10 protein-coding genes are annotated in these 20,058 nt (G+C 59.4%); 3 read left to right on the plus strand and 7 right to left on the minus strand.

The window, feature by feature from the left end:
- Nucleotides 1-132: 132 nt before the first annotated feature.
- The 7 genes from AC1DRJ_RS07530 to AC1DRJ_RS07560 form a co-directional block, all read right to left on the minus strand.
- The gene (locus tag AC1DRJ_RS07530) at nt 133-1,452 is read right to left on the minus strand and encodes an MFS transporter (protein WP_477801551.1); all 1,320 of its coding nucleotides are present in this window, start codon (nt 1,450-1,452) and stop codon (nt 133-135) included.
- 279 nt (nt 1,453-1,731) lie between these two features.
- Entirely contained in the window at nt 1,732-3,063 is a 1,332-nt protein-coding gene (locus AC1DRJ_RS07535; RefSeq protein ID WP_477801552.1) for a sigma-54-dependent transcriptional regulator, read from the minus strand.
- Nucleotides 3,057-4,862, minus strand: a complete 1,806-nt coding sequence (locus tag AC1DRJ_RS07540; RefSeq protein WP_477801553.1) for a sensor histidine kinase — start codon at nt 4,860-4,862, stop codon at nt 3,057-3,059. Before AC1DRJ_RS07540 ends, AC1DRJ_RS07535 begins: the two co-directional genes overlap by 7 nt.
- A 153-nt stretch (nt 4,863-5,015) precedes the next feature.
- Nucleotides 5,016-7,745 carry an RHS repeat domain-containing protein gene (locus AC1DRJ_RS07545; protein WP_477801554.1) on the minus strand — a complete coding sequence of 910 codons (2,730 nt, stop codon included), beginning with the start codon at nt 7,743-7,745 and terminating at the stop codon, nt 5,016-5,018.
- A 4-nt stretch (nt 7,746-7,749) separates the two neighbouring features.
- Entirely contained in the window at nt 7,750-10,464 is a 2,715-nt protein-coding gene (locus AC1DRJ_RS07550) for an RHS repeat-associated core domain-containing protein (RefSeq protein WP_477801555.1), read from the minus strand.
- Nucleotides 10,461-14,972, minus strand: a complete 4,512-nt coding sequence (locus tag AC1DRJ_RS07555) for a SpvB/TcaC N-terminal domain-containing protein (protein WP_477801556.1) — start codon at nt 14,970-14,972, stop codon at nt 10,461-10,463. The genes AC1DRJ_RS07550 and AC1DRJ_RS07555 overlap by 4 nt, the downstream gene beginning before the upstream one ends.
- Before the next feature lie 237 nt (nt 14,973-15,209).
- A complete protein-coding gene (locus AC1DRJ_RS07560) occupies nt 15,210-16,733 on the minus strand; it encodes a fumarate hydratase (protein WP_477801557.1) in 1,524 nt (507 codons plus the stop codon).
- Nucleotides 16,734-17,191: 458 nt separating this feature from the next.
- On the opposite strand from AC1DRJ_RS07560, the gene AC1DRJ_RS07565 reads away from it, so the two are divergent.
- The 3 genes from AC1DRJ_RS07565 to AC1DRJ_RS07575 are packed head-to-tail and all read left to right on the plus strand — an operon-like array spanning nt 17,192 to nt 20,004.
- Entirely contained in the window at nt 17,192-18,298 is a 1,107-nt protein-coding gene (locus AC1DRJ_RS07565; RefSeq protein WP_477801558.1) for a GGDEF domain-containing protein, read from the plus strand.
- Complete coding sequence (locus AC1DRJ_RS07570) at nt 18,291-19,226, plus strand: iron-sulfur-binding ferredoxin reductase (protein WP_477801559.1); 936 nt, start codon at nt 18,291-18,293, stop codon at nt 19,224-19,226. The genes AC1DRJ_RS07565 and AC1DRJ_RS07570 overlap by 8 nt, the downstream gene beginning before the upstream one ends.
- Before the next feature lie 28 nt (nt 19,227-19,254).
- Nucleotides 19,255-20,004 (plus strand): enoyl-CoA hydratase-related protein, encoded by a 750-nt coding sequence (locus tag AC1DRJ_RS07575; RefSeq protein ID WP_477801560.1) that lies wholly within the window; start codon nt 19,255-19,257, stop codon nt 20,002-20,004.
- Nucleotides 20,005-20,058 lie beyond the last annotated feature (54 nt).

A 20,058-nucleotide genomic window follows, 5' to 3' on the forward strand; every position in this document is an offset into this window, starting at 1 on the left:
TGATACCGAGGCGCGGCCTTCRCGAGCAAGCCCGCTCCCACATTTCTACCGCGTTTCCCTGAGAGAACTCGGTCAAATGTGGGAGCGGGCTTGCTCGTGAAGAGGCCAGTCAGGCCACTATCAATCCAGCGGTCAGTCAGTCTCGATCCGCGAATGCTTGCGGGTATCTTTCATGGTCACGTACACCACCAACGACACCGCAATACACGCCGTGACATACCAGTAGTACCCGGTTTCCATGCCAATGCTCTTGAACCACAGCGCGATGTATTCAGCGGTGCCGCCGAAGATCGACACGGTCAGGGCGTACGGCAAGCCAACCCCCAGTGCACGAATTTCGGTCGGGAACAGTTCGGCTTTCACCACCGCGTTGATCGAGGTGTAGCCACTGACGATGATCAGCGCCGCCATGATCAGGAAGAACGCGCCCCACCAGGTTTGAACGGTGTGCAGCGTGGTCAGGATCGGCACGGTGAACAGCGTCCCCAGAACGCCGAAGGCAATCAGGATCGGCCGACGGCCGACTTTATCCGACAGCCCACCGATGATCGGTTGCAGGCACATGAACAGGAACAGCGTGGCTGCTGAAATCGTGGTGGAGTCGGAGATGCTCATTCCGACGGTGTTCACCAGGTATTTCTGCATGTAGGTGGTGTAGGTGTAGAACGCCAGGGTACCGCCCATGGTCAGGCCGACCACGGTCATCAATTCCTTGGGATGACGCATCAAGGTGCGCATCGCGCTTTCCTTGGCTTTCTCTTTCTTGGTGAACGACTCGGTTTCTTCCATGCCGCGACGCAGGTACAGCGCGACTACAGCACACAGCGCGCCGATGGCGAACGGGATGCGCCAGCCCCATGCGTACAGTTGCTCGGTGGTCAGGGTTTGTTGCAGCACGATCAGTACCGCCAACGCGATGAGCTGACCGGAGATCAACGTCACGTATTGGAAGCTGGAGTAGAAGCCGCGACGTTCCTTGGTCGCCATCTCGCTGAGATAGGTCGCCGAGGTGCCGTACTCGCCACCGACCGACAAACCTTGCAGCAGGCGGGCGAAAATCAGCAGGATCGGTGCGCCGATGCCAATGGTTTCATAACCGGGGCTCAGGGCGATCAGTAGCGAGCCGAAGCACATCAGGTACACCGAGGCCATAAGCGCTTTTTTGCGACCGGCCTTGTCGGCGTAGAGGCCCATCAACCAGCCACCGATCGGGCGCATCAGGAAGCCCACGGCGAAGATCGCGGCGGTGTTCAGCAGTTGGGCGGTGGTGTCGCCTTTGGGGAAAAAGGCTTTAGCGAAGTACAGGGAGAAGGCGGCGTAGACGTACCAGTCATACCACTCGACCATGTTGCCGACGGAACCGCTGAAGATCGACTTGATGCGGCTGGAGGTGGTTCTTTCTTTGGCGGGCGCGGCAACCGACCCAAGGGGCAGGGCGTTTGAGTTATCCATTGAAGGATCCTTCATTTAATTGTTTTTGTGGAGCGCGTTTAAACGCAGCCTGAGAGTGCTATAGCAGGAGGTGTGCCAAGAGGCAGAGGGGCGGTTTAGAGGGGTTTTGAGGCTTGGATGAGCGGAAATCCGCTTATGGAGTTCGGGCTGGCAAGCGGAATTCCGCCGGAGCCGATCGTTCCCACGCTCCGCGTGGGAATGCCTCAACGGACGCTCCGCGTCCGGCTTTGGGGACGCAGAGCGTCCCAGGCTGCGTTCCCACGCGGAGCGTGGGAACGATCATTCGCCGAGGAACATCTCCCGGCTCAACCCATGCCGCTGCATCTTTTCATTGAACGTGCGGCGTGGCAGTTGCAGTTCTTCAAGCACCGCTTTCACATCACCTTTGTGCCGGGTCAATGCCGCGCGCAAACAATGCGCTTCAAACGCTTCCTGCTGCGCCGCCAGCGACTGCCCCGGATCAATCCCCTCCGGTTGCGGTTCGCCCAGCCCCAGCACTTGCCGCTCGGCAACGTTCGCCAGTTCGCGCACATTGCCCGGCCAGTCGTGGCTTAGCAGATGACTCAGCTGCGGACCGGTCAGCGGTGGAAACGTACGGCCCAAACGCTCGGCAGCATTTTGGGCAAACGATTCGAACAACAACGGAATGTCTTCGCGCCGATCGCGCAACGGTGGCAAGCGCAACTCGGCGACGTTCAGTCGATAGGCCAAGTCCTCACGAAAACGCCCGGCGMGCGCTTCATCGAGCAGATCGGGTTTGGTCGCGGCGATGATCCGCAGGTCCACGCGAATGCTCAGGTTCGACCCCAGGCGCTCCAGCTTCTGCTCCTGTAACACCCGCAGCAATTTCACTTGCTGGGCCAGCGGCATGCTCTCTATTTCATCGAGAAACAGCGTGCCGCCATCGGCGTATTCAAGCTTGCCGATGCGTTTGCCCTGGGCGCCGGTAAACGCGCCGCTCTCGTGGCCGAACAACTCTGCTTCGAACAACTGCTCTGGAATCGCCGCACAGTTGAGCGCCACAAACGGCTTGTCGGCACGCGGCCCGAAGTCATGCAGGCAACGCGCAACCAGCTCCTTGCCGCTGCCGGTTTCACCGCGGATCAACACGTTGACCGGCAACGCCGCCAGGTCCAGCACCTGTCGGCGCAGTGTCTGTAAACCACGGGACACGCCGAGCAAGGTGGCGTCGAGTCGGGCGCGGTTGTCGGCCAGCTCGTGCAGGGCACGGTTTTCCAGGACCAATCGGCGTTTGTCCAGCGCGCGGCGCAAACTGCTCAGCAGGGTTTCCGGGCTGAAGGGTTTTTCCAGAAAGTCATACGCGCCATCGCGCATCGCTTCGACCGCCATCGGCACATCGCCGTGACCCGTCAGCAAAATCACCGGCAAGTCGGCGTCGCGGCGCTGAACTTCGGCCAGCAACTCCAGCCCCGTCATGCCAGGCATGCGCACGTCGCTGAGGATCACACCGGGAAAGTGCGCAGGCAATTGCGCCAGGCACTCATCGGCCCGGCTGAACAACTGCACCTCAAAACCCGACAGGCTCAGCCATTGTTCGACGGCGCTGCGGATGCTGCTTTCGTCGTCGACCACCATCACTGAATTCAGCATGAAACAGGCGCCTCCAGATCGATGGGCAAGGTCAGGGTAAACACGGCGCCGTTTTCTCCATTGTCGGCACTCAGGCGGCCACCCGATTCGTGAATGATGGCAAACGATACCGCCAAGCCAAGGCCCAGGCCATCACCCACCGGTTTAGTGGTGAAGAACGGGTCGAACACATTCGGCAGATGCTCTTGAGCGATGCCGCCACCGTTGTCGCTGACCGTCAGGCGCCAGCATTGCTCGTCGGCTTCGAGGCGGATTTCCAGACGTTTGCAGGGTGTGTCGTGCATGGCGTCGAGGGCATTGCGCAGTAAATTGATCAGCACCTGTTCCAGACGAATCGCATCGCCGCGCACCCACGCCGGACGCGCCAGGTGCAGCACCGTGCTGACCTGTTCGTCACGCACACGTGCATCAAGCAAGTGCAGCGACTGGTCCACCACCGCCGCCAGATCCAGCCGTTCGCGCAGGCCGCTGGGGCTTTTGCGGGCGAAGGTTTTCAGGTGACCAGTGAGGGCCGCCATGCGCGTCAGCATCTCATCCACCGGCCTGAGCGCCTTGTAGGCGTCGTCGACCCTTCCGTGATCGAGCAGCAGGCGCAACGTAGCAAGCTGCATGCGCTGGGCGGTCAGTGGCTGGTTGATTTCATGGGCGAGGGCGGCAGACATTTGCCCCAAGGCCGCGAGTTTGGCCGATTGCACCAAACCGTCTTGAGCGGTGCGCAAATCCCGGGTGCGTTCCTCTACCAGTCGTTCAAGCTCTTCGCGGCTGCGCTGACGCATTTTCGCCAGGCGCCAGCGTTGATTGAGGAACAGCAACAGAAACACCAGCGCCAGCCACAATCCGGCAGCAGCCAGCGCGGCGTTGCGGCTGTCTTCAAAGGCTGCCTGGGGGCGGCGCAGCAGATGCAGGGTCCAGCCTTCCGTGGTCAGCGGTAGCGATTCCCACAGGTAATCCGCTGTTCCGTCAGGGCCCGCGACGCGCCTCAGATCACTGTTGTCGTCGAAGTGCTGCAGCGTTTGATAGTCCAGCGGTGTCAGCGGTTGTTTGTCGTATTGGCGGGTGGCCTTGAGCGCGGCGTGATCGCTGTCGTTCAACGGTTGCAACAATCGATAGCGCCAACCCGGCTGGTTGGCGATGAAGATGATCCCGCGTGCATCGCTGACCAGCAGCGTGTCGCTGCCTTGGCGCCATTCGCGCTCCAGTTCCGGAAACTCAAGCTTGACCACCATCGCGCCGAGAAACTCGCCGTTTTCGCTGGTGACCGCGCTGGACAGAAAATACCCAGGAATCCCGCTGGTCACGCCCACCGCATAAAAACGCCCGGTGCCTTGGGTGCGTGTTTCGCTGAAGTAGGGACGAAAGCCGTAGTTGTGGCCGACATAGCTGCTGGGCAAGCGCCAGTTGCTGGCGGCCACGGCGAGGCCGGTGCGGTCGAGCAATTCGAGGGTCGAGGATTGCGCCGCACCGTTGATTTTTTCCAGCTTGCGATTCAGTGCGTCCTGTTGCTCAGGCGATACCGTGCCACTGAGGGCGGCGCGCAACTCCGGGTCCAGCGCCAGCACGGCGGGCAGGGCGCGGTAGCGGTCGATCAGGGTGTGCAGGGAATTGGCGTACAGCGCCAGTTGCTGATTGGCGCGGGAGGCGTCTTCGACCAGCGCCTGGCGTTCGGCGTGACGCATGGCGAAACCGGCCGCGAGCACGGCGCCGGCGATGATCAGCAAGGTGTATAGCGTCAGGCGCAATGTCCGGGAAGCCAGCATGGTGTCGGAAACAGTCAGCAATACGGGCGCGCACGATAACATGGGCTAACGGGCTACTAGCGGTTAGAACTTCAACCCATCAGTTCATGCGGCCGCATGGCTTCGGCTTCTGAAGGTTCTGACACTGATCAGCAAGTTATCCAGAAGGCCGGTGATCCTGGTTGTTTCATTTCTTTGCGCTTGAATATTGACCCCTCATGTTTGGGTGACGCCATAGACGTTAGCCGTCGCTTCAATTTTGTTCATGCCCGAGTCAATAGCCCTGATCAGGTCAGTGATGCCGCTTTCAAATGAACCCAGCTTTTCGTCCGATTTTCCATGGGTGGCGCCGACGACCTCATCAATTATTTCTGGTATGCCCAGTAATACGGTGACACCTGAGCTGATTGCGCTGACCGCTTCAGAAGGGAAATGTGTGAGCGTCATTTTCAGTATTTCACTGGTCGCCATGGAGGTGGCTTCCTTCGTGAGTTTCAACTGGGATTTCTGCGAGGTCGGGTTCATATGTTTGTATTTTGCGACGGCAYACTCAACGGGATCCATCGTTTTGTATTCGGCTTTGCGTATGATTTTCTCCGCCGTCAGCTTGCTGGTTTTCAGATTGACCGATGCGCTCATCCCTGTTCTTTCGGCTACAAAATCAACACCCGCGCTGACCGCGATTTTCGTGGCAACTCCCATCCCTGCACCCACGACATTGCCGACACCCGGAGCCACCAGGCCCAGGGCCTGACCCGCTGTGCCGACAGCAATGCCTGCACCATAGCTGATGGCCTTGCCTGCGATAAGTACCCCTGTCCTGCGCGCGGTTGCCAGCGCGATGTCCGAGCCCGCCCCCATCCTGTCCAGTTGCGCTTGAGCGTCTAGCGTCCGTCGTTCGGTGAGCCCCAGCACCTTTTGTTGACGGATGACTTCGTCGGCGAGTTGGTCTTTAGCATGACGGGTGGCGATGGCTTGCCTGTTGCGGGCGTAACTGGCGTTTTGGGAGGCAATGAGCCTGTCCGTGGCCGCATGGAATTTCGCAATACTCGGCAATTTGCCTTCGCCATTGGCATCGACAAAACAGACCGGGTTGTTCCCCGTAAAAGCGTAGAGATTCAGTCCATCAATGTCCCCCGCCGGATCGGCGCTCACCCAACGCTGCAGCCAGGGCGCGTAATACCGGGCGCCATAGTAATAAAGCCCACAGCGGTCCATTTCCTTGCCTGAATAGCGGATGGTCTTGTAATCGGCCTCGACCACCGAGCGTGCCGCCCACCACGCGGTGCCACCAAACGGGTAATAGAACTCAAGACTGATCAAGGCACCGTCGCGGTCCAGTTCCCGTGTGCAGGAGCCCAAATGGTCGTCGAGGCTGTAGCGCAATTGATCCGGCTCCAGACCCTCCGGCTGGCCATTGACCCAGTGCAGGCACTGAACGCTGCCGAAAGCCAGTGGCAGGGTAAGGACGTGCAGCACGCGACCATCATCGCGGGTGTGGATATCCAGCCCCGGCAGGTAAAGCACTTCACGGCAGTGCGTCATCGATCGGGTGTGGGTGACGTGGCGTTTGCGGACCCGTTCGCCTTGGCTATAGAGATAGGTTTCTTCATCGTCCGCCAGGCCGTTGCCGTGGGTGAGCAAGCTCACTTTTTCCAGTTGATCGCGGGCATTCCAAATCAAGGGTTGGGTGCCGTTCTGTAGAAATTGCTGGTTGCCATGCAGGTCGAAGTGATTCTGGAAGTCCGGCTCTGGATCGCCGGTTTTCCAGCGCACCCCACGGTTGCTGTCGGGGTCGATGCGCATGTGCTGCGTAAAGTTATTGCCCTCGCGCTGATGGCACAGCTTGATCAGGTTATTGCCCGCATCGTAGGTGTAGCTTTCGGTGTAGCCGTAGCGACGACCGAGGTCGATGGGCTGGATAAGCGCCGGCAAACCAGGTCGCAGGTTGGGGACCTCGGCCTCGAAACCGCTGGAACTGATCAGCCGGTACAGTGAGTCATAGGTAAATTCCCGATGCCCGTCGACGCGCTGGTTGGCGAAGTGCACCGTGGTCAGCGTGTCATCGTCGATGCGCAGAATGTTGCCCATCGGGTCATAGGAGTACCGCAGGTTTTGCTGCAATGCCTCGTCGGGTTTGCCGGACTTGAGCGTGGACAGGCGACCATCGGCGGGGTCGAAAGTCCATCGGCTGACCACACCATTGCCAGCGATCTGGGTCTGGATCTGGCCGGCAGCGTTGTACTGGGCATCCTGCAGAATGCATTCCGGTTCACTGGCCTTGAGTTGCACAAACACTTGTTTCAGCTGGCCGCAAACGTCGTAGCGCAGATGCTGTTGATGACCGCCTGCATCGGTTTGAGTCAACACCGCGCCCAGCGGGCTGTAAGTCCAGCGGCTGATAAAGCTACCCGAATCGGCAATTGTCCGGGCTTCACTCAGCGGCACCCCTTGCAGGCTGAAACTGCTCAGTTCAATTGTGCCTGCAGGGTCAACGTGCTGGATCATCTGGCCGCGCTGATTACGGGCGGGGTCTGCCGATGCGTTGGCATAGGTGAAGGTTTCAACGTTCGGTTGATCATTCTCAGACACCGCGACCAGGCGCAACTGATCATCGTAGGTGTTGTGCCAATGTGTGCCGCGTTGCTCCCAACGTCGCAGCTCTTCGCCGGCCAGACCCAACAGACTCACGCGCCAGCCGGCATCGACGCTGACAATCTTGACGGGCTCTCCCGAGAGGCGAGGGATGTTGCGCATGGCAGGTTTGGATAATCGCGGGTCCCATTTTTCGATCAACTGCCCGGCGGCTTTATGAACGTCGCGAGAGATGAGCGTTTCTATTTCACCGCCGACTTTGTTGCACAAGTAAGCGACTTGTCGAATCGGCAAACCTCTGGCGTCAAAGGCTGCCAAGTCTGGGGTTTTGGCATAAATAGTGTGGGTCATCTGTTCACGCCGCTTGTCTTTTCTGAAGGCGTTGACTCAACCGGTCATTGAGGTCCACGACGCGTTGCATCTTGGCTTTCACAACGGTTTCAGTCGCTCCCAGTCGATGCTGGATCCCGGCAATTTCTGCCTTCTCGACATCTGTGCTTGCAAGCTCTTCAAGAGCTTCATCAGCAATGTCTTTCCTGACGTTGAGGTAATCCCCCAATGTGTCGAGCGCCTGGTTGACCTCGTCGAGGTCTCGCGGGCCTAGTGTGCCGTTGAGTGCTTCGGTCATTTCGACGCTCAAGCGAAAGAGGGCAAGTGATTTTTCGAGGTGAGTCGCTGTTTCAAGCACCGTGTCCGCGGCATTAATGGTGACCGCGAAGAGCGCTTCTTTCTGGCCATTCGTTGTTCTGAGGTCGTATTTGGACGCAAACGCTTTTACTTCCGCTTTCAGGCTCAAAGGCATTGTTTCCTGTTGGATACTCTCAACGCTGAAGTCGTCTGCCTTGGGTAGCAGTGGGTACCCAAACGCATTCCTTTTGGCGACCTTGTCCAAGGCATTGCCTGTTAAATCAGCGGTAACAATAGCGGCCCCGACACCGAATACCGGGGCCACCGGCCCGGTGAATGATGTGGCGGCCGTCGCTCCCGTGGCCGCCATACCAGCGGTGAATGCTGAGGCAAGAAAATTGATACTGGTGAAAACCAGTCTTTTGCCTCCTGATTTGTAGATGTCCCGAGTTCGGTGCAAGTTGTTTAACTGATAAATCGACTGATCCAGTCTGGGCTCGACGGTGGCCAGTACATTGGTGTAATTGTCGATGACGACTCGCAGCTCTGCCGGTGTTCGTTTTTCCCCTTCTGTATCGAAGTAGTTCAGCGGGTCATTCCCCACAAATACATACAGATTCAGCCCGTCCACATCCCCCGCCGGATCGGCACTGACCCAGCGCTGCAACCACGGCGCGTAGTAACGAGCACCGTAGTAATAAAGCCCGCATTCATCCATTTCCTTGCCCGAGTAACGGATGGTTTTGTAGCTGGCCTCCAATGCAGAAGCCGCCGTCAACCAGGCCGTACCGCCAAACGGGTAGTAGCCTTCGTGGCTGATCAGTCGAGCGTTTTGATCCAGTTCCATTAGGCTGGAGCCCAAGTGATCGTCGAGGCTGTAGCGCAGCTGATCCTGGTCGACGCCCTCGGGTTTTTTGCTCACCCAATGCAGGCAGCGCACACTGCCGCGACCGCCCGGCAAGGTGATGACATGCAGTTCTTCACCGTTGTCCCGAGTGCGGATTTCCAGGCCGTGCAGGTAAATAATCTGGTGGAAGTGGGTGGTCGATGACGTATGGGTTTCATGGCGCTTGAAGACTCGTGCGCCTTGGCTGTAGCGATAGATTTCTTCATCGTTGGGGACGCCGTCACGTTCAACCAGCGTTGCCGATGCCAGTTGATCGCGGCTGTTCCAGTGCAGCGGCCTTCCCGGGGCCGAGGCGTTCAGGTTGCCATGACGGTCGAACAAGGAGTCGAAATCCGGGACGGGTTCTCCTTCTTTCCAGCGCACACCGCGGTTACTGTTCGGGTCAATGCACATCTCGTGGGTGTAGCCGCCTACCGCGCGCTCATGGATCAGTTTGATCAGGTTGCCGCCGGCGTCGTACGTGTAAGTCTGTTTGTAATTGAGGTGGTTGTTGGGATCGCTCGGCAATGGCAGCCCCGGCAGATCGGAGCCGGGTGCGGCGTCATGGCCGGTAGCACAGGTCAGTTGGTACAGCGAGTTGTAGCTGAACTCGCGATGGCCATCGATCAACTGATTGGCGAAGTGCCGCGGAGTAAAGTTGAGGTCGTCGATGCGCAAGACATTTGCGACCCGGTCATAGTGGTACTGAAAGTGCTGGAGCGGTTCTTGCCCGGTTCGCCCAGCGGTCAGGGTCGCGAGACGGCCATCGGCATCGTCGTACGTCCAGGTGCTGACGACCTGATTGCCAGCGAGTTGGTTGATGATCTGCCCGGCGGCGTTGTACCGGGCGTCTTCAAGTACAGGCTGCCAATCTGCTGTGGGTGTGAGCCGAAGGTGACCCTGTTTCAGATGCCCCGCGACGTCGTACTGCATCCGTTGCTGATGGTTACCGGCATCGGTTTGGGTCAGCACGGCGCCGAGCGGGCTGTAGGTTCGGCTGCTGAGGAAGACGCCGGCATCGATGATCGTTCGGCTGTCGTGCATCGACTGGCCATGCAGGCTGAAGCTGGTGGGTTCAAATACACCTGAGGCATCGACCTGCCTGATCATCTGGCCGCGCCGGTTATGGTTCGGGTCATCGAGCGCAGTGGCGTAAGTAAACACCTCGACGCTTTCTTGATCATTTTCTTGCAACGTGAGCACGCGTAACTGGTTGTCGTAGCGGGTGCGCCACTGATTTCCCCGTCCGTCCCGACGCCAGAGCGTTTCACCGGCCAGCCCCACCAGGCTCCAGCGCGGGCCCTCATCGACGCTATCGACCTTGACCGATTGCCCGCCAAGGCCGTAGACCGATTTTAAATTGGGCCTTGGGGCATCGGCCCGACGCGGATCCCACAGTTCCACTTGTTGCACGGTCACGTCAAAGGTTTGCCGGGTGACGAGGGGCTCCAGGGCTCCGTTGGCCGCGTTGCGCAGATACGCTATCTGACGGACTGCCAGGCCACGTGGGTCTTGTGCCGTCACCGCCGGGGTGTGCCAGTGAGTCGCGCACGTCATCGCAAGCCTTTGCGCACTTTTGCGGGAGGCGCCAGGTAAGTGTCATTGAAGTCCATGCTGGTTTTGTACCAGGGATGGAACAGTTCAAGTGCGGTATCGCCTTTGGCGTTGATGATCTTGATAGTGCGGCCCAGCACGTCGTAGAAGCTTTTGTCGTGGTGGCCGAAATCCCTGAAAGACACGTCATGGATGTAGCCGTAAACGTTGGCGAAATAGGGGCGATAGGTGCGTACGGGGAGCCCCTTGTTGTTGTATTCCACACGTTCGCTGATGCGCCAGCGTCGCTGGGCGTGTGCGACCTTGGGCGCGCCGTCTTCAATCACCAGCTCGCCGTTCTCTACKACATACGCCTCACCAGGCTCAACCAATTGCTGGGTTTGCAGGGGGCGCCCGAAACCATCGACGATGCTCAGGATAATGTGGATCTGCTGCGGTTGCGGATCGTAGTAATCGCGATCGGCAGTCAAGGCGACGCTGTGTACCGGAATGCGCGGGACACTGTGCAACCGTTCCCACAATGCCTGCTCGGCCGGTGTCCGGGAATCGAGTCGGGTCAGACGCAGCCGGGCGCACGCCCGTATGTGAAGGCTTGGTAGTACCAGGCCTTGCGCGATCCAGTCAGCCAGCCAGTCGGGTGTCTGACGGACGGACTCTGGAAGCCGGCCCATCCAGCTGAACAGATCCTTGCGAAAGGTGGTTGCGGCATTTTGCAATGCTTGTGTCGGGGCATCGATTGCCGTGCCGGGGCTGCCATCTTCGGGACGCCGATAGTCCCCTATGTCGAGGAAACCGGCAGGCAGACCGGCGGCTGTTCCGTAATAGGTGACGGTGTGCGGGCCGGATGGATCGTAAAGGGCTTCTTCAACGTTATCGTTGGCATCGATGATGCGCAGCGGTTGCAGCGTGTGGTAGTCGAACTCGACGCGTGTGGTACAGCCATCCGGCAGCTCGACGCGGGTGACCATCAGGTTGAAGTCGTCGTATTGGGCGGTAGTCACTCCGTGGCTTTGTGTTTCGTTGTAGTGCGTCACTTTGTGGAAGCGATTGAGGTCTGCATACCGGGCAAATTTGTATTGAGAGGACCAGAGGTTTTGCTGTTTGTCCTCTTCTTTGTCGGCGGCTTCGTCCGTACCCAGAAACAGGTCCATGGGCAAATAACCGATCTTCGTCAGTTCTTCCCGGATATCGATCGGAGGATCCACGTCACCGTAGACCTCCAGCGCCGTCTTGTTCAGTTGAGCGATTTCCAGCGGCCCCGCCAATGCCTCGAACTCGGCGGTGCCGCGCGCGAGTACCGCGCCGTCAGCCGTTTTGACGTAGCGTTGCAGCGATTGTGAGGTCAGCTCTCGCTGAGCCACCCATTCGGGTGACTTGAACAGGTCGAGCAGCTGTGTATAAGAAATTTCTTTCGGGTCGAGGCTTCCTGGCAGCGGCGCCTTGGGCAACACCAATGCATTGCCGCGTTGCTGATACGGCAAGCCAAGCCTCCAGCCTTGCAGATTCTCCAAATGAATAAACCTGGCGCGGGTTTCACTCAGGTAGTAGGACTGCTGAGCCTCATCATGGGCATCTACCCACCATTTGCGCTCATCGGCATCATCAAACGGCGGCTCATCATCCTTGGTAGTGCGCCGAGCATAGCTGACTGTGATGCTGTGGGTCGTCAGCCCGAAAGCGTCCCGGCTCAAGTTGATGACGTGGCGGCACAACGGGTCTTCGACAAAGCGTTCATAGTGGTAGCTGATACTTTCCAGCACGGACGGCATCAGTACCGCGTCGGAATAATGTGCGCCACGTTCACGCACTTCGCGCACGATGTATCGGGTTTGTTCCACGAGGAAAGGCGCTGCCGGAACCGGGTCATCCGCGGCGAACGTTTCCACCCTCAGCACGGAGCCTGCGAGCGTGCGGGCAATTTGGTGGGCGGTGGCCTCGTCGGCCGGTGTGATGAATTCTTCGCATTCGTCGCTCGGGTGGTATCGACAAAAGAGCGTGTCGCCCAGTGGTTGGGCCTCGTCATCACCCTCGGAGTAACCCTCGCGAAGCATGTCGATCTGCTTGCCCGTATGGAACCAGGTACAGACCAATACTGGGTCGGTGAAGCTTTCGTCTTCACCCGAGCCGGTCTCGCTGTCGGTTTGGTGCAGTCGCCCGAAACCACGGAACTCCCGTTCCTGATAGTCGTACCAGGCCTCGAAATAGTTGAAGAACTGATTCAGGCAATTACCGGTGATTTCATCCCGCTGGGTTTGTTGACTGACAACCTGCATGGCGAACGGCAAGTAACAGACGGGCAGGCGCTTTAATTTGAGAATTCGCTGTTTCTCATCCAGCCAGAACTGCGCGGAACTTCGGTAAATAACCTCAGTGCTGCAGCCCATATTGTTGTTGCTGGCGATCATCAGGTACGGCTTGGCACTGACAAAATCATAGCGCCAATGCCGGGGATTCATGTGCGGTACGGTCAGGATCAGACTGGCGCAGCCGAGCCCTTGCAGGTCAGCGAGCGTGACTTGGCACAGATTGTCGTAACGCACGCCTTCGGGCCAGGCGACCTGAATGGGCGTCTGCTCGAAACCGTTGCCACCGAGGTTGAGGTAGATCTCAAAGCCAACCGAATTCAGATAGATCAGAGCGGGTGCGCCGGAGCCGTTCAAATCTGCGATGCGTACCCGCGCTGCATCGAATGTTTCGTACGCGAAGGGCAGGGCACTCATGACGAAGCCCTCGCCGAAGTGCCCACGCCCCAGGTTGGGCCAGCATTTGATTTCGTCGTGGCGAATGCGGCACAACTCGCTCATGTCGCTTCCCAGCAGGTTGTCCAGAAACACCAGTTCGCTGCGAGTGTTGCTGATCAAGGGCAAACGATCGTCAGCCGGTTCATGAGCGACATACTCGCCCTTGGCAAAGCCGTCTTCACGCTGATTGGCGTAGAGGCGTACGGCGTTGGGACCGATCAGCGCCAGGGAGCTGAGGCCGTCGCCCGTCAGGTCGCCAAGCTGCGAAAGGAGGTCGAAATACTCCACCGGAAACGCCTTGAACGGAATGAAGCCGGACCAGGTTCTATCCGGATTCAGCGTATGGAACCCGCTCATGCCGGGCTCGGCAATGACCCAGTCCAGGCGACCATCACCGGTCAGGTCCATCAGCGCCTGATGTGCTGGCTTGTAGCGATCGGCAACCGGGATTGTGCTGAGCGCTGTCCACGGGCCATAGCTGATGTGATCGCCACCGCTCAAGTCACGCAGCGGTTCGCGGTAATACCAGCAGTGGTCGTAGCGACACAGAAACCCCGGCAGGCCTTCGCCGAACAGGTCGACACACTGATAGAGTTGGTCGGCTTCGATGCCCGGCATGTGCTCGAGCGGGAACAACGGTTCTGGCTGTGAATTGAGTTCGAAATCCGAATAGTCGAATTCCACCGGGGGCTTGTATTTCACGGTGCCGCTGGCGTCGTACGCCTGATAATGCGCCGCGGTGATTTGGCTATAAGACCAGGGGGCCGAACTGGCTGCGTACTCCAGCTGTAAGCGGCGGACCAACACGGGTTCATCGCCCGGTACCGGGAAATTGTGAAACATCAATACTTGCTGGCAGAGGCGGCGGGTGCCTATTTCAAAACCCTGTCCATAGGACGAAAAGGGATCCTTGCGAATTGACCATGAATTGAACGTCGCTGCGTCATACACCGGTTTTTCTGCAGGGTCAGGTGTGCGTTCGCCATAGTCGAAAATCAGATGGAAGTGCCAAGAGGGCGGCGCCGATTTCAGGACGCTCCACCCATACAAATGGCTGCTCGCCTCGAAGTTGCCATACAACACGCGATGCAAATAGCGTTGAGCCCGATAGTCATGCGGTGCAGGATTTTCGGTCGGGTCCTCCGCCTTGTACTCGTAGCAGATGTGCTCGCCCCGGGCGTTCATGCTCTCTTGCAACAGCCAGGTAACCACCCGGTTCGGGTCTTGCGGGTCAGCCTTGCGCGCAGTCCCGACTTTGCCAAAAAGGTGCAGGCTGCCGTCGGCACCATGGACCAGCCAGAAACCTTCGGGGTTGGCCTCGGAGCGCCAATATTCGAGGACATCAAACGTGCTTTCGACCCGGGGCCGATATTGCACCACCTGGTGTGCACCGATCGGTAATCCACGGTATTCAATCTCGTCTCGGGACTTGATCTCGTCGTTGGTATCACGCTCGGCCACCAGCTCCTCGCCCATGGGGCTGAGGAACACATCATCGTCGGTGTAGCGCGGCACGCCTTTGTTGGTCTGGCGGGTAATGGTGCTGAGGTTCAAATGCCAACCGATACCGAACGTGCCATTGCCAGACTGGCTGTCATAGCTCAGCGTCATACCGGGATCGAACCCGCGCCCTGCTGAAAAGGGCAGCCGCAATTCGAATGAGGCCCTACCCGTAGTGCCGACGGATCCCCAGCTTTTGCCGATGGTGGCGATCGATGCACTTTTGGCGATGGAGGGTTCAGTGATACTCAGAGACGCTCGGTCTTCCATGGGGCTGATCCTGTTTTTGGCCTGGCGCTCGCCCGTGATTACGGTGTCGCTGGATGGATCAGACGCTAACAAGATAGACATCATTCGTAACCTGTCAGATCTGACAGGTCAGGCGGGGCGTTCTAGACCGAATAGTTGTAAACACTCGGTTTTAATGACATGAACATTATTTTTGAGCAAAAAAACGGCCGGGTCGTCTAGTCAGACAACCCGGCCGCTTTCAGCCCGCTAAAGCGCTTACTGCACTTCTACTGCCAGGCTCTCACTGATCTTCTTCTGCCAGATGGCAGGACCGGTGATGTGTACCGACTCACCTTTGCTGTCAACCGCAACAGTCACAGGCATGTCTTTGACGTCGAACTCGTAGATCGCTTCCATGCCCAGTTCGGCGAAAGCCACCACGCGGGACTTCTTGATGGCTTGCGCCACCAGGTAAGCCGCGCCGCCGACTGCCATCAGGTACACGGCCTTGTGGTCCTTGATCGCTTCGATTGCGGTAGGGCCGCGCTCGGATTTGCCGATCATGCCCAGCAGGCCGGTTTGCTCGAGGATCTGACGGGTGAACTTGTCCATCCGCGTCGCGGTGGTCGGACCGGCAGGGCCCACCACTTCTTCGCGCACCGGATCGACCGGGCCGACGTAATAGATGAAGCGACCCTTGAGGTCTACTGGCAAGGTTTCACCCTTGTTCAGCATCTCGACCATGCGCTTGTGCGCCGCATCGCGACCGGTAAGCATCTTGCCGTTGAGCAGGACGGTTTCGCCCGGCTGCCAKCTCTGCACGTCTTCCGGGGTCAGGGTGTCGAGGTTGACGCGACGAGCCGACGGACCCGCTTCCCAGACGATTTCCGGGTAGGCGTCCAGCGGTGGCGCTTCCAGCGAGGCCGGGCCGGAACCGTCGAGCACGAAGTGGGCGTGACGGGTGGCGGCGCAGTTCGGGATCATGCACACCGGCAACGAAGCGGCGTGGGTCGGGTAATCCATGATCTTCACGTCAAGCACGGTGGTCAGACCGCCCAGGCCCTGGGCACCGATGCCCAGTTGGTTGACCTTCTCGAACAGCTCCAGGCGCATTTCTTCAATGCGGTTCTGTGGGCCGCGAGCCTTGAGCTCGTGAATGTCGATGGACTCCATCAACACTTCCTTGGCCATCACGGCGGCTTTCTCGGCGGTGCCGCCGATGCCGATGCCGAGCATGCCCGGTGGGCACCAGCCGGCGCCCATGGTCGGAACGGTCTTCAGCACCCAGTCGACGATCGAGTCGGACGGGTTGAGCATGGCCATTTTCGCCTTGTTCTCGGAACCGCCGCCCTTGGCTGCCACGTCCACTTCCACGGTGTTACCCGGAACGATGGAGTAGTGGATAACGGCCGGGGTGTTGTCCTTGGTGTTTTTACGAGCGCCCGCCGGGTCGGCCAGGATCGAGGCACGCAGGACGTTTTCCGGCAGGTTGTAAGCCCGGCGCACGCCTTCGTTGATCATGTCGTCCAGGCCCATGGTGGCGCCATCCCAACGCACGTCCATGCCCACACGGACGAACACGGTAACGATGCCGGTGTCCTGGCAGATCGGGCGGTGGCCGGTGGCACACATGCGCGAGTTGATCAGGATTTGCGCAATCGAATCGCGCGCAGCCGGCGATTCTTCACGCAGGTAGGCTTCGTGCATCGCCTGGATGAAGTCAACGGGGTGGTAATAGGAAATGAACTGCAGGGCGTCGGCAACGCTCTGAATCAGGTCGTCTTGCTTGATCACGGTCATGAGTCGCGCTCCTCTAAAAGACGGGAACATTCAATAAGGTGCTTGCAACTTGGGTGCATCGGTCGGTTGCAAGCACCTTTCAAGGCACGCCGGGGCTGCTGGCGCGACGCTAAAAAGGCGCGGCAGTATAGCGCGCCTCGCTTGCGGGCACACCCGCCGACGGTCAATCTTGTGGCGAGGGGGCTTGCCCCCGTTGGAGTGCGAAGCGCTCCCCTGCATTCCATCTCGCACACCCATATGCAGATTTACGACTGCTTCGCAGCCGAACGGGGGCAAACCCCCTCGCCACAGGCAATCCCCTCCCCACAGGTTTTATGCCATTCAGGGTGGGAATGTTTTTGACGCCAGTTTTCTGTCCGGAAAATTGCATGGTCATTTATCCGGCTCGCCACTAAAGTAGTATCCGGCCTGTAGAGTAGGACACTCAAACAGCTTTCATTCGCATGGTGAGTCAACGATTGACCCATAACGCCATTCAACAGCTTCTACTCAAGCGCTTTGCCCTTGCAGCCGGCACTTACGCCCTGGCGCTGATGCTGTTGTGGCTGGCGTTTTTCACTGGACACTATGATGAGCCCTTGGCCCTCCTGGCCGTCGGCACTGGATTAGTGATCATCAGCCAAGCGGCATTGTTCGCGGTGTTTTACAGCGGCTATAACCTGCGTTTCTCCGACCCCAGCCTGACTGAAGTGCAAGTCTTGATAGGACTGGGCTGGCAAACCTGGCTGATCGCCAATCTGGATGAAGCACGCGGCGCGTTCCTGGTGTTTTACGTGTTGATCCTGCTCTTCGGACTGTTCCATCTGTCGCGCCGGGCGTTGGCGCGCTGTGCGCTGTTGGTGTTTTTCAGTTTCAGTGCGATCACGCTGTGGGAGGGCTATCACTTTGAACTCCACGACCCGGCGCTGGCCGGGTTGCAAGTGTGCGTGTTGCTTATTGTGTTGATCTGGCTGGTGCTCTACGCCCGCTATGTGCAGGCATCGCGTCAGCGCATGCGGCAGCGGCGCTTCGCCTTGCAAGCGCACCAGGAGACCCTGCGCGGGATGATGCGCCAGCTCGAAGACCTGGTCGCCACCGACGAACTCACCGGGCTGTTCAACCGCCGCCATTTCCTGAGCCTGGCCTCCCGCGAACTGAATGCCATGGACGCTGGCGTAGTGCATGGCCTGGCGCTGATCGACCTTGACCACTTCAAACGCATTAACGATGTGCACGGCCATGCGGCAGGCGACCAGGTCTTGCAAGCCTTTGCCGGCGTGGCGACCGCGTGCCTGCGCGACGGTGATGTACTGGCACGTTATGGCGGCGAAGAATTCGTGGTGATGGTGCCCGATTGCGATGCCGAACGATTGACCGCGTGCTGTGAGCGGTTGCGTATCGCGTTCACCGATGTCGAGCTGATCGGCCTCGAAGTTGCCCATCTCAGTTTGTCGGTGGGCATGACCCTGCTGGAACTGGGCGACGACCTCGACGACGCCTTGCAGCGCGCCGATCAGGCGCTGTACCGCGCCAAGCGTGACGGTCGCAACCGTTGCGCGGCGGCCTGGGAGAACATCGATGCCTGAGTTGCGGGTCGRCGAGCGGCAGTGGTCGGTGGCACCGGGCAGCAACCTGCTCGATGCCTTGAATCAAAACGGTGTGCCCGTCCCCTACAGTTGCCGTGCCGGCAGTTGCCATGCGTGCCTGGTGCAATGTGTACAAGGGCTACCGAGCGACAGCCGCCCGGATGCCTTGAGCGCAGACCAGCGTCAGCAGGGCTGGCGCCTGGCGTGCCAGTGTCAGGTGGTCGAGGATTTGCAGGTGCATACCTTCGATCCCCAGGTCGATGGTCGCCCGGCCGAGGTCGCCGCCGTCGATTGGTTGAGCGCCAGCGTGCTGCGCTTGCGCCTGACGCCGCAGCGTCCTTTGCGCTACAGCGCCGGCCAGCATTTGGTGTTGTGGGCGGGCAATGTGGCACGGCCTTATTCCCTCGCCAGCCTGCCGCAAGAAGACCGCTTTCTGGAGTTTCATCTCGATTGTCGCCAGCCGGGGCAATTTAGCGACGCGGCCCGTCAGCTGAAGATCGGCGATTCGATCCGCCTCGGCGAATTGCGCGGCGGCGCTCTGCATTACGACCCTGACTGGCACACCCGACCGCTGTGGCTGTTGGCCGCCGGCACCGGCCTTGGCCCGTTGTTCGGAGTCTTGCGTGAGGCATTGCGGCATGATCATCAGGGCGCCATTCGTGTCATTCACCTGGCCCATGACGCCGATGAGCATTACCTGACCAAACCCCTGCTGGCCATGGCCGAGGGCCGCGATAACCTGAGTGTCGAGTGCTGGACTCCGACCGAGTTGCCGCAGGCATTGGCGCAACTGCGGCTTGTCTCCCGGCAAACCCTGGCCTTAGTCTGCGGAGCCCCCGACAGTGTCGACGCCTTTTCCCGGCGCCTGTACCTCGCGGGGTTGCCGCGCAATCAACTGCTGGCCGATGTGTTCCTGCCTCGTGGTTGAGCGCTGATTTTTCAGACGCGAGACCCCCATGACCGAAGCCATCCAGATCGAACGCGAACGCGGTTTGCTGACGCTGCGCCTGAATCGCCCCGAGAAGAAAAACGCCCTGACCCGCGCCATGTACAGCCATTTGGCCGAGGCGCTGAAGCAGGCCGACACCGACCCCGAAATCAACGCCGTGCTGATCACCGGCAGCGACGAGTGCTTCACCGCTGGCAACGACATCGCCGACTTCATCCAGCAACCGCCCGGCAGCCTCGACAGCCCGGTGTTTCACTTCATGCTCAACTTGCTTGAATGCCGCAAACCGGTGATCGCCGCTGTGGCCGGCGCAGCGGTGGGGATCGGCACGACAATGCTGCTGCATTGCGATCTGGTTTACATCAGCCGTGATGCTCGCCTGCGTATGCCGTTTGTCAATCTCGGCTTATGCCCGGAGTTTGGTTCCAGCCTGATCCTGCCGCGCTTGCTTGGGCATGCCAAAGCGGCGGAGTTGTTGCTGCTGGGTGAGGGGTTCAGCGGTGAAAAGGCGGCAGAGTGGGGGATTGCCACCGAAGCGTTGGGCAGTGGCGAAGCGACGTTGGCCAAGGCGCGGGAGATGGCGTTGCGTTTTGAATCGTTGCCGCCGGAAGCGGTGCGCATCAGCAAGCAATTGATGAAAGCGCCGGACCGGGAATTGCTGCGTAAAGTGATAGAAGAAGAGGGCGCGTTGTTTACCCAGCGGCTGCGATCGCCGGAAGCGTTGGCGGCGTTGACCGGGTTTATCAAACGGCATTGAATTTGCGGTGGTTGGGCTGGCCCCTTCGCGAGCAAGCCCGCTCCCACATTTAAT

This window comes from Pseudomonas sp. P5_B2 (genome assembly GCF_056400445.1).

Bases quoted from the DNA above. Each gene is read 5' to 3' on its own strand.
- AC1DRJ_RS07550 (WP_477801555.1), bottom strand. From the start codon at position 10,464: ATGACGTGCGCGACTCACTGGCACACCCCGGCGGTGACGGCACAAGAC.
- AC1DRJ_RS07540 (WP_477801553.1), bottom strand. From the start codon at position 4,862: ATGTTATCGTGCGCGCCCGTATTGCTGACTGTTTCCGACACCATGCTG.
- AC1DRJ_RS07530 (WP_477801551.1), bottom strand. From the start codon at position 1,452: ATGGATAACTCAAACGCCCTGCCCCTTGGGTCGGTTGCCGCGCCCGCC.
- AC1DRJ_RS07575 (WP_477801560.1), top strand. From the start codon at position 19,255: ATGACCGAAGCCATCCAGATCGAACGCGAACGCGGTTTGCTGACGCTG.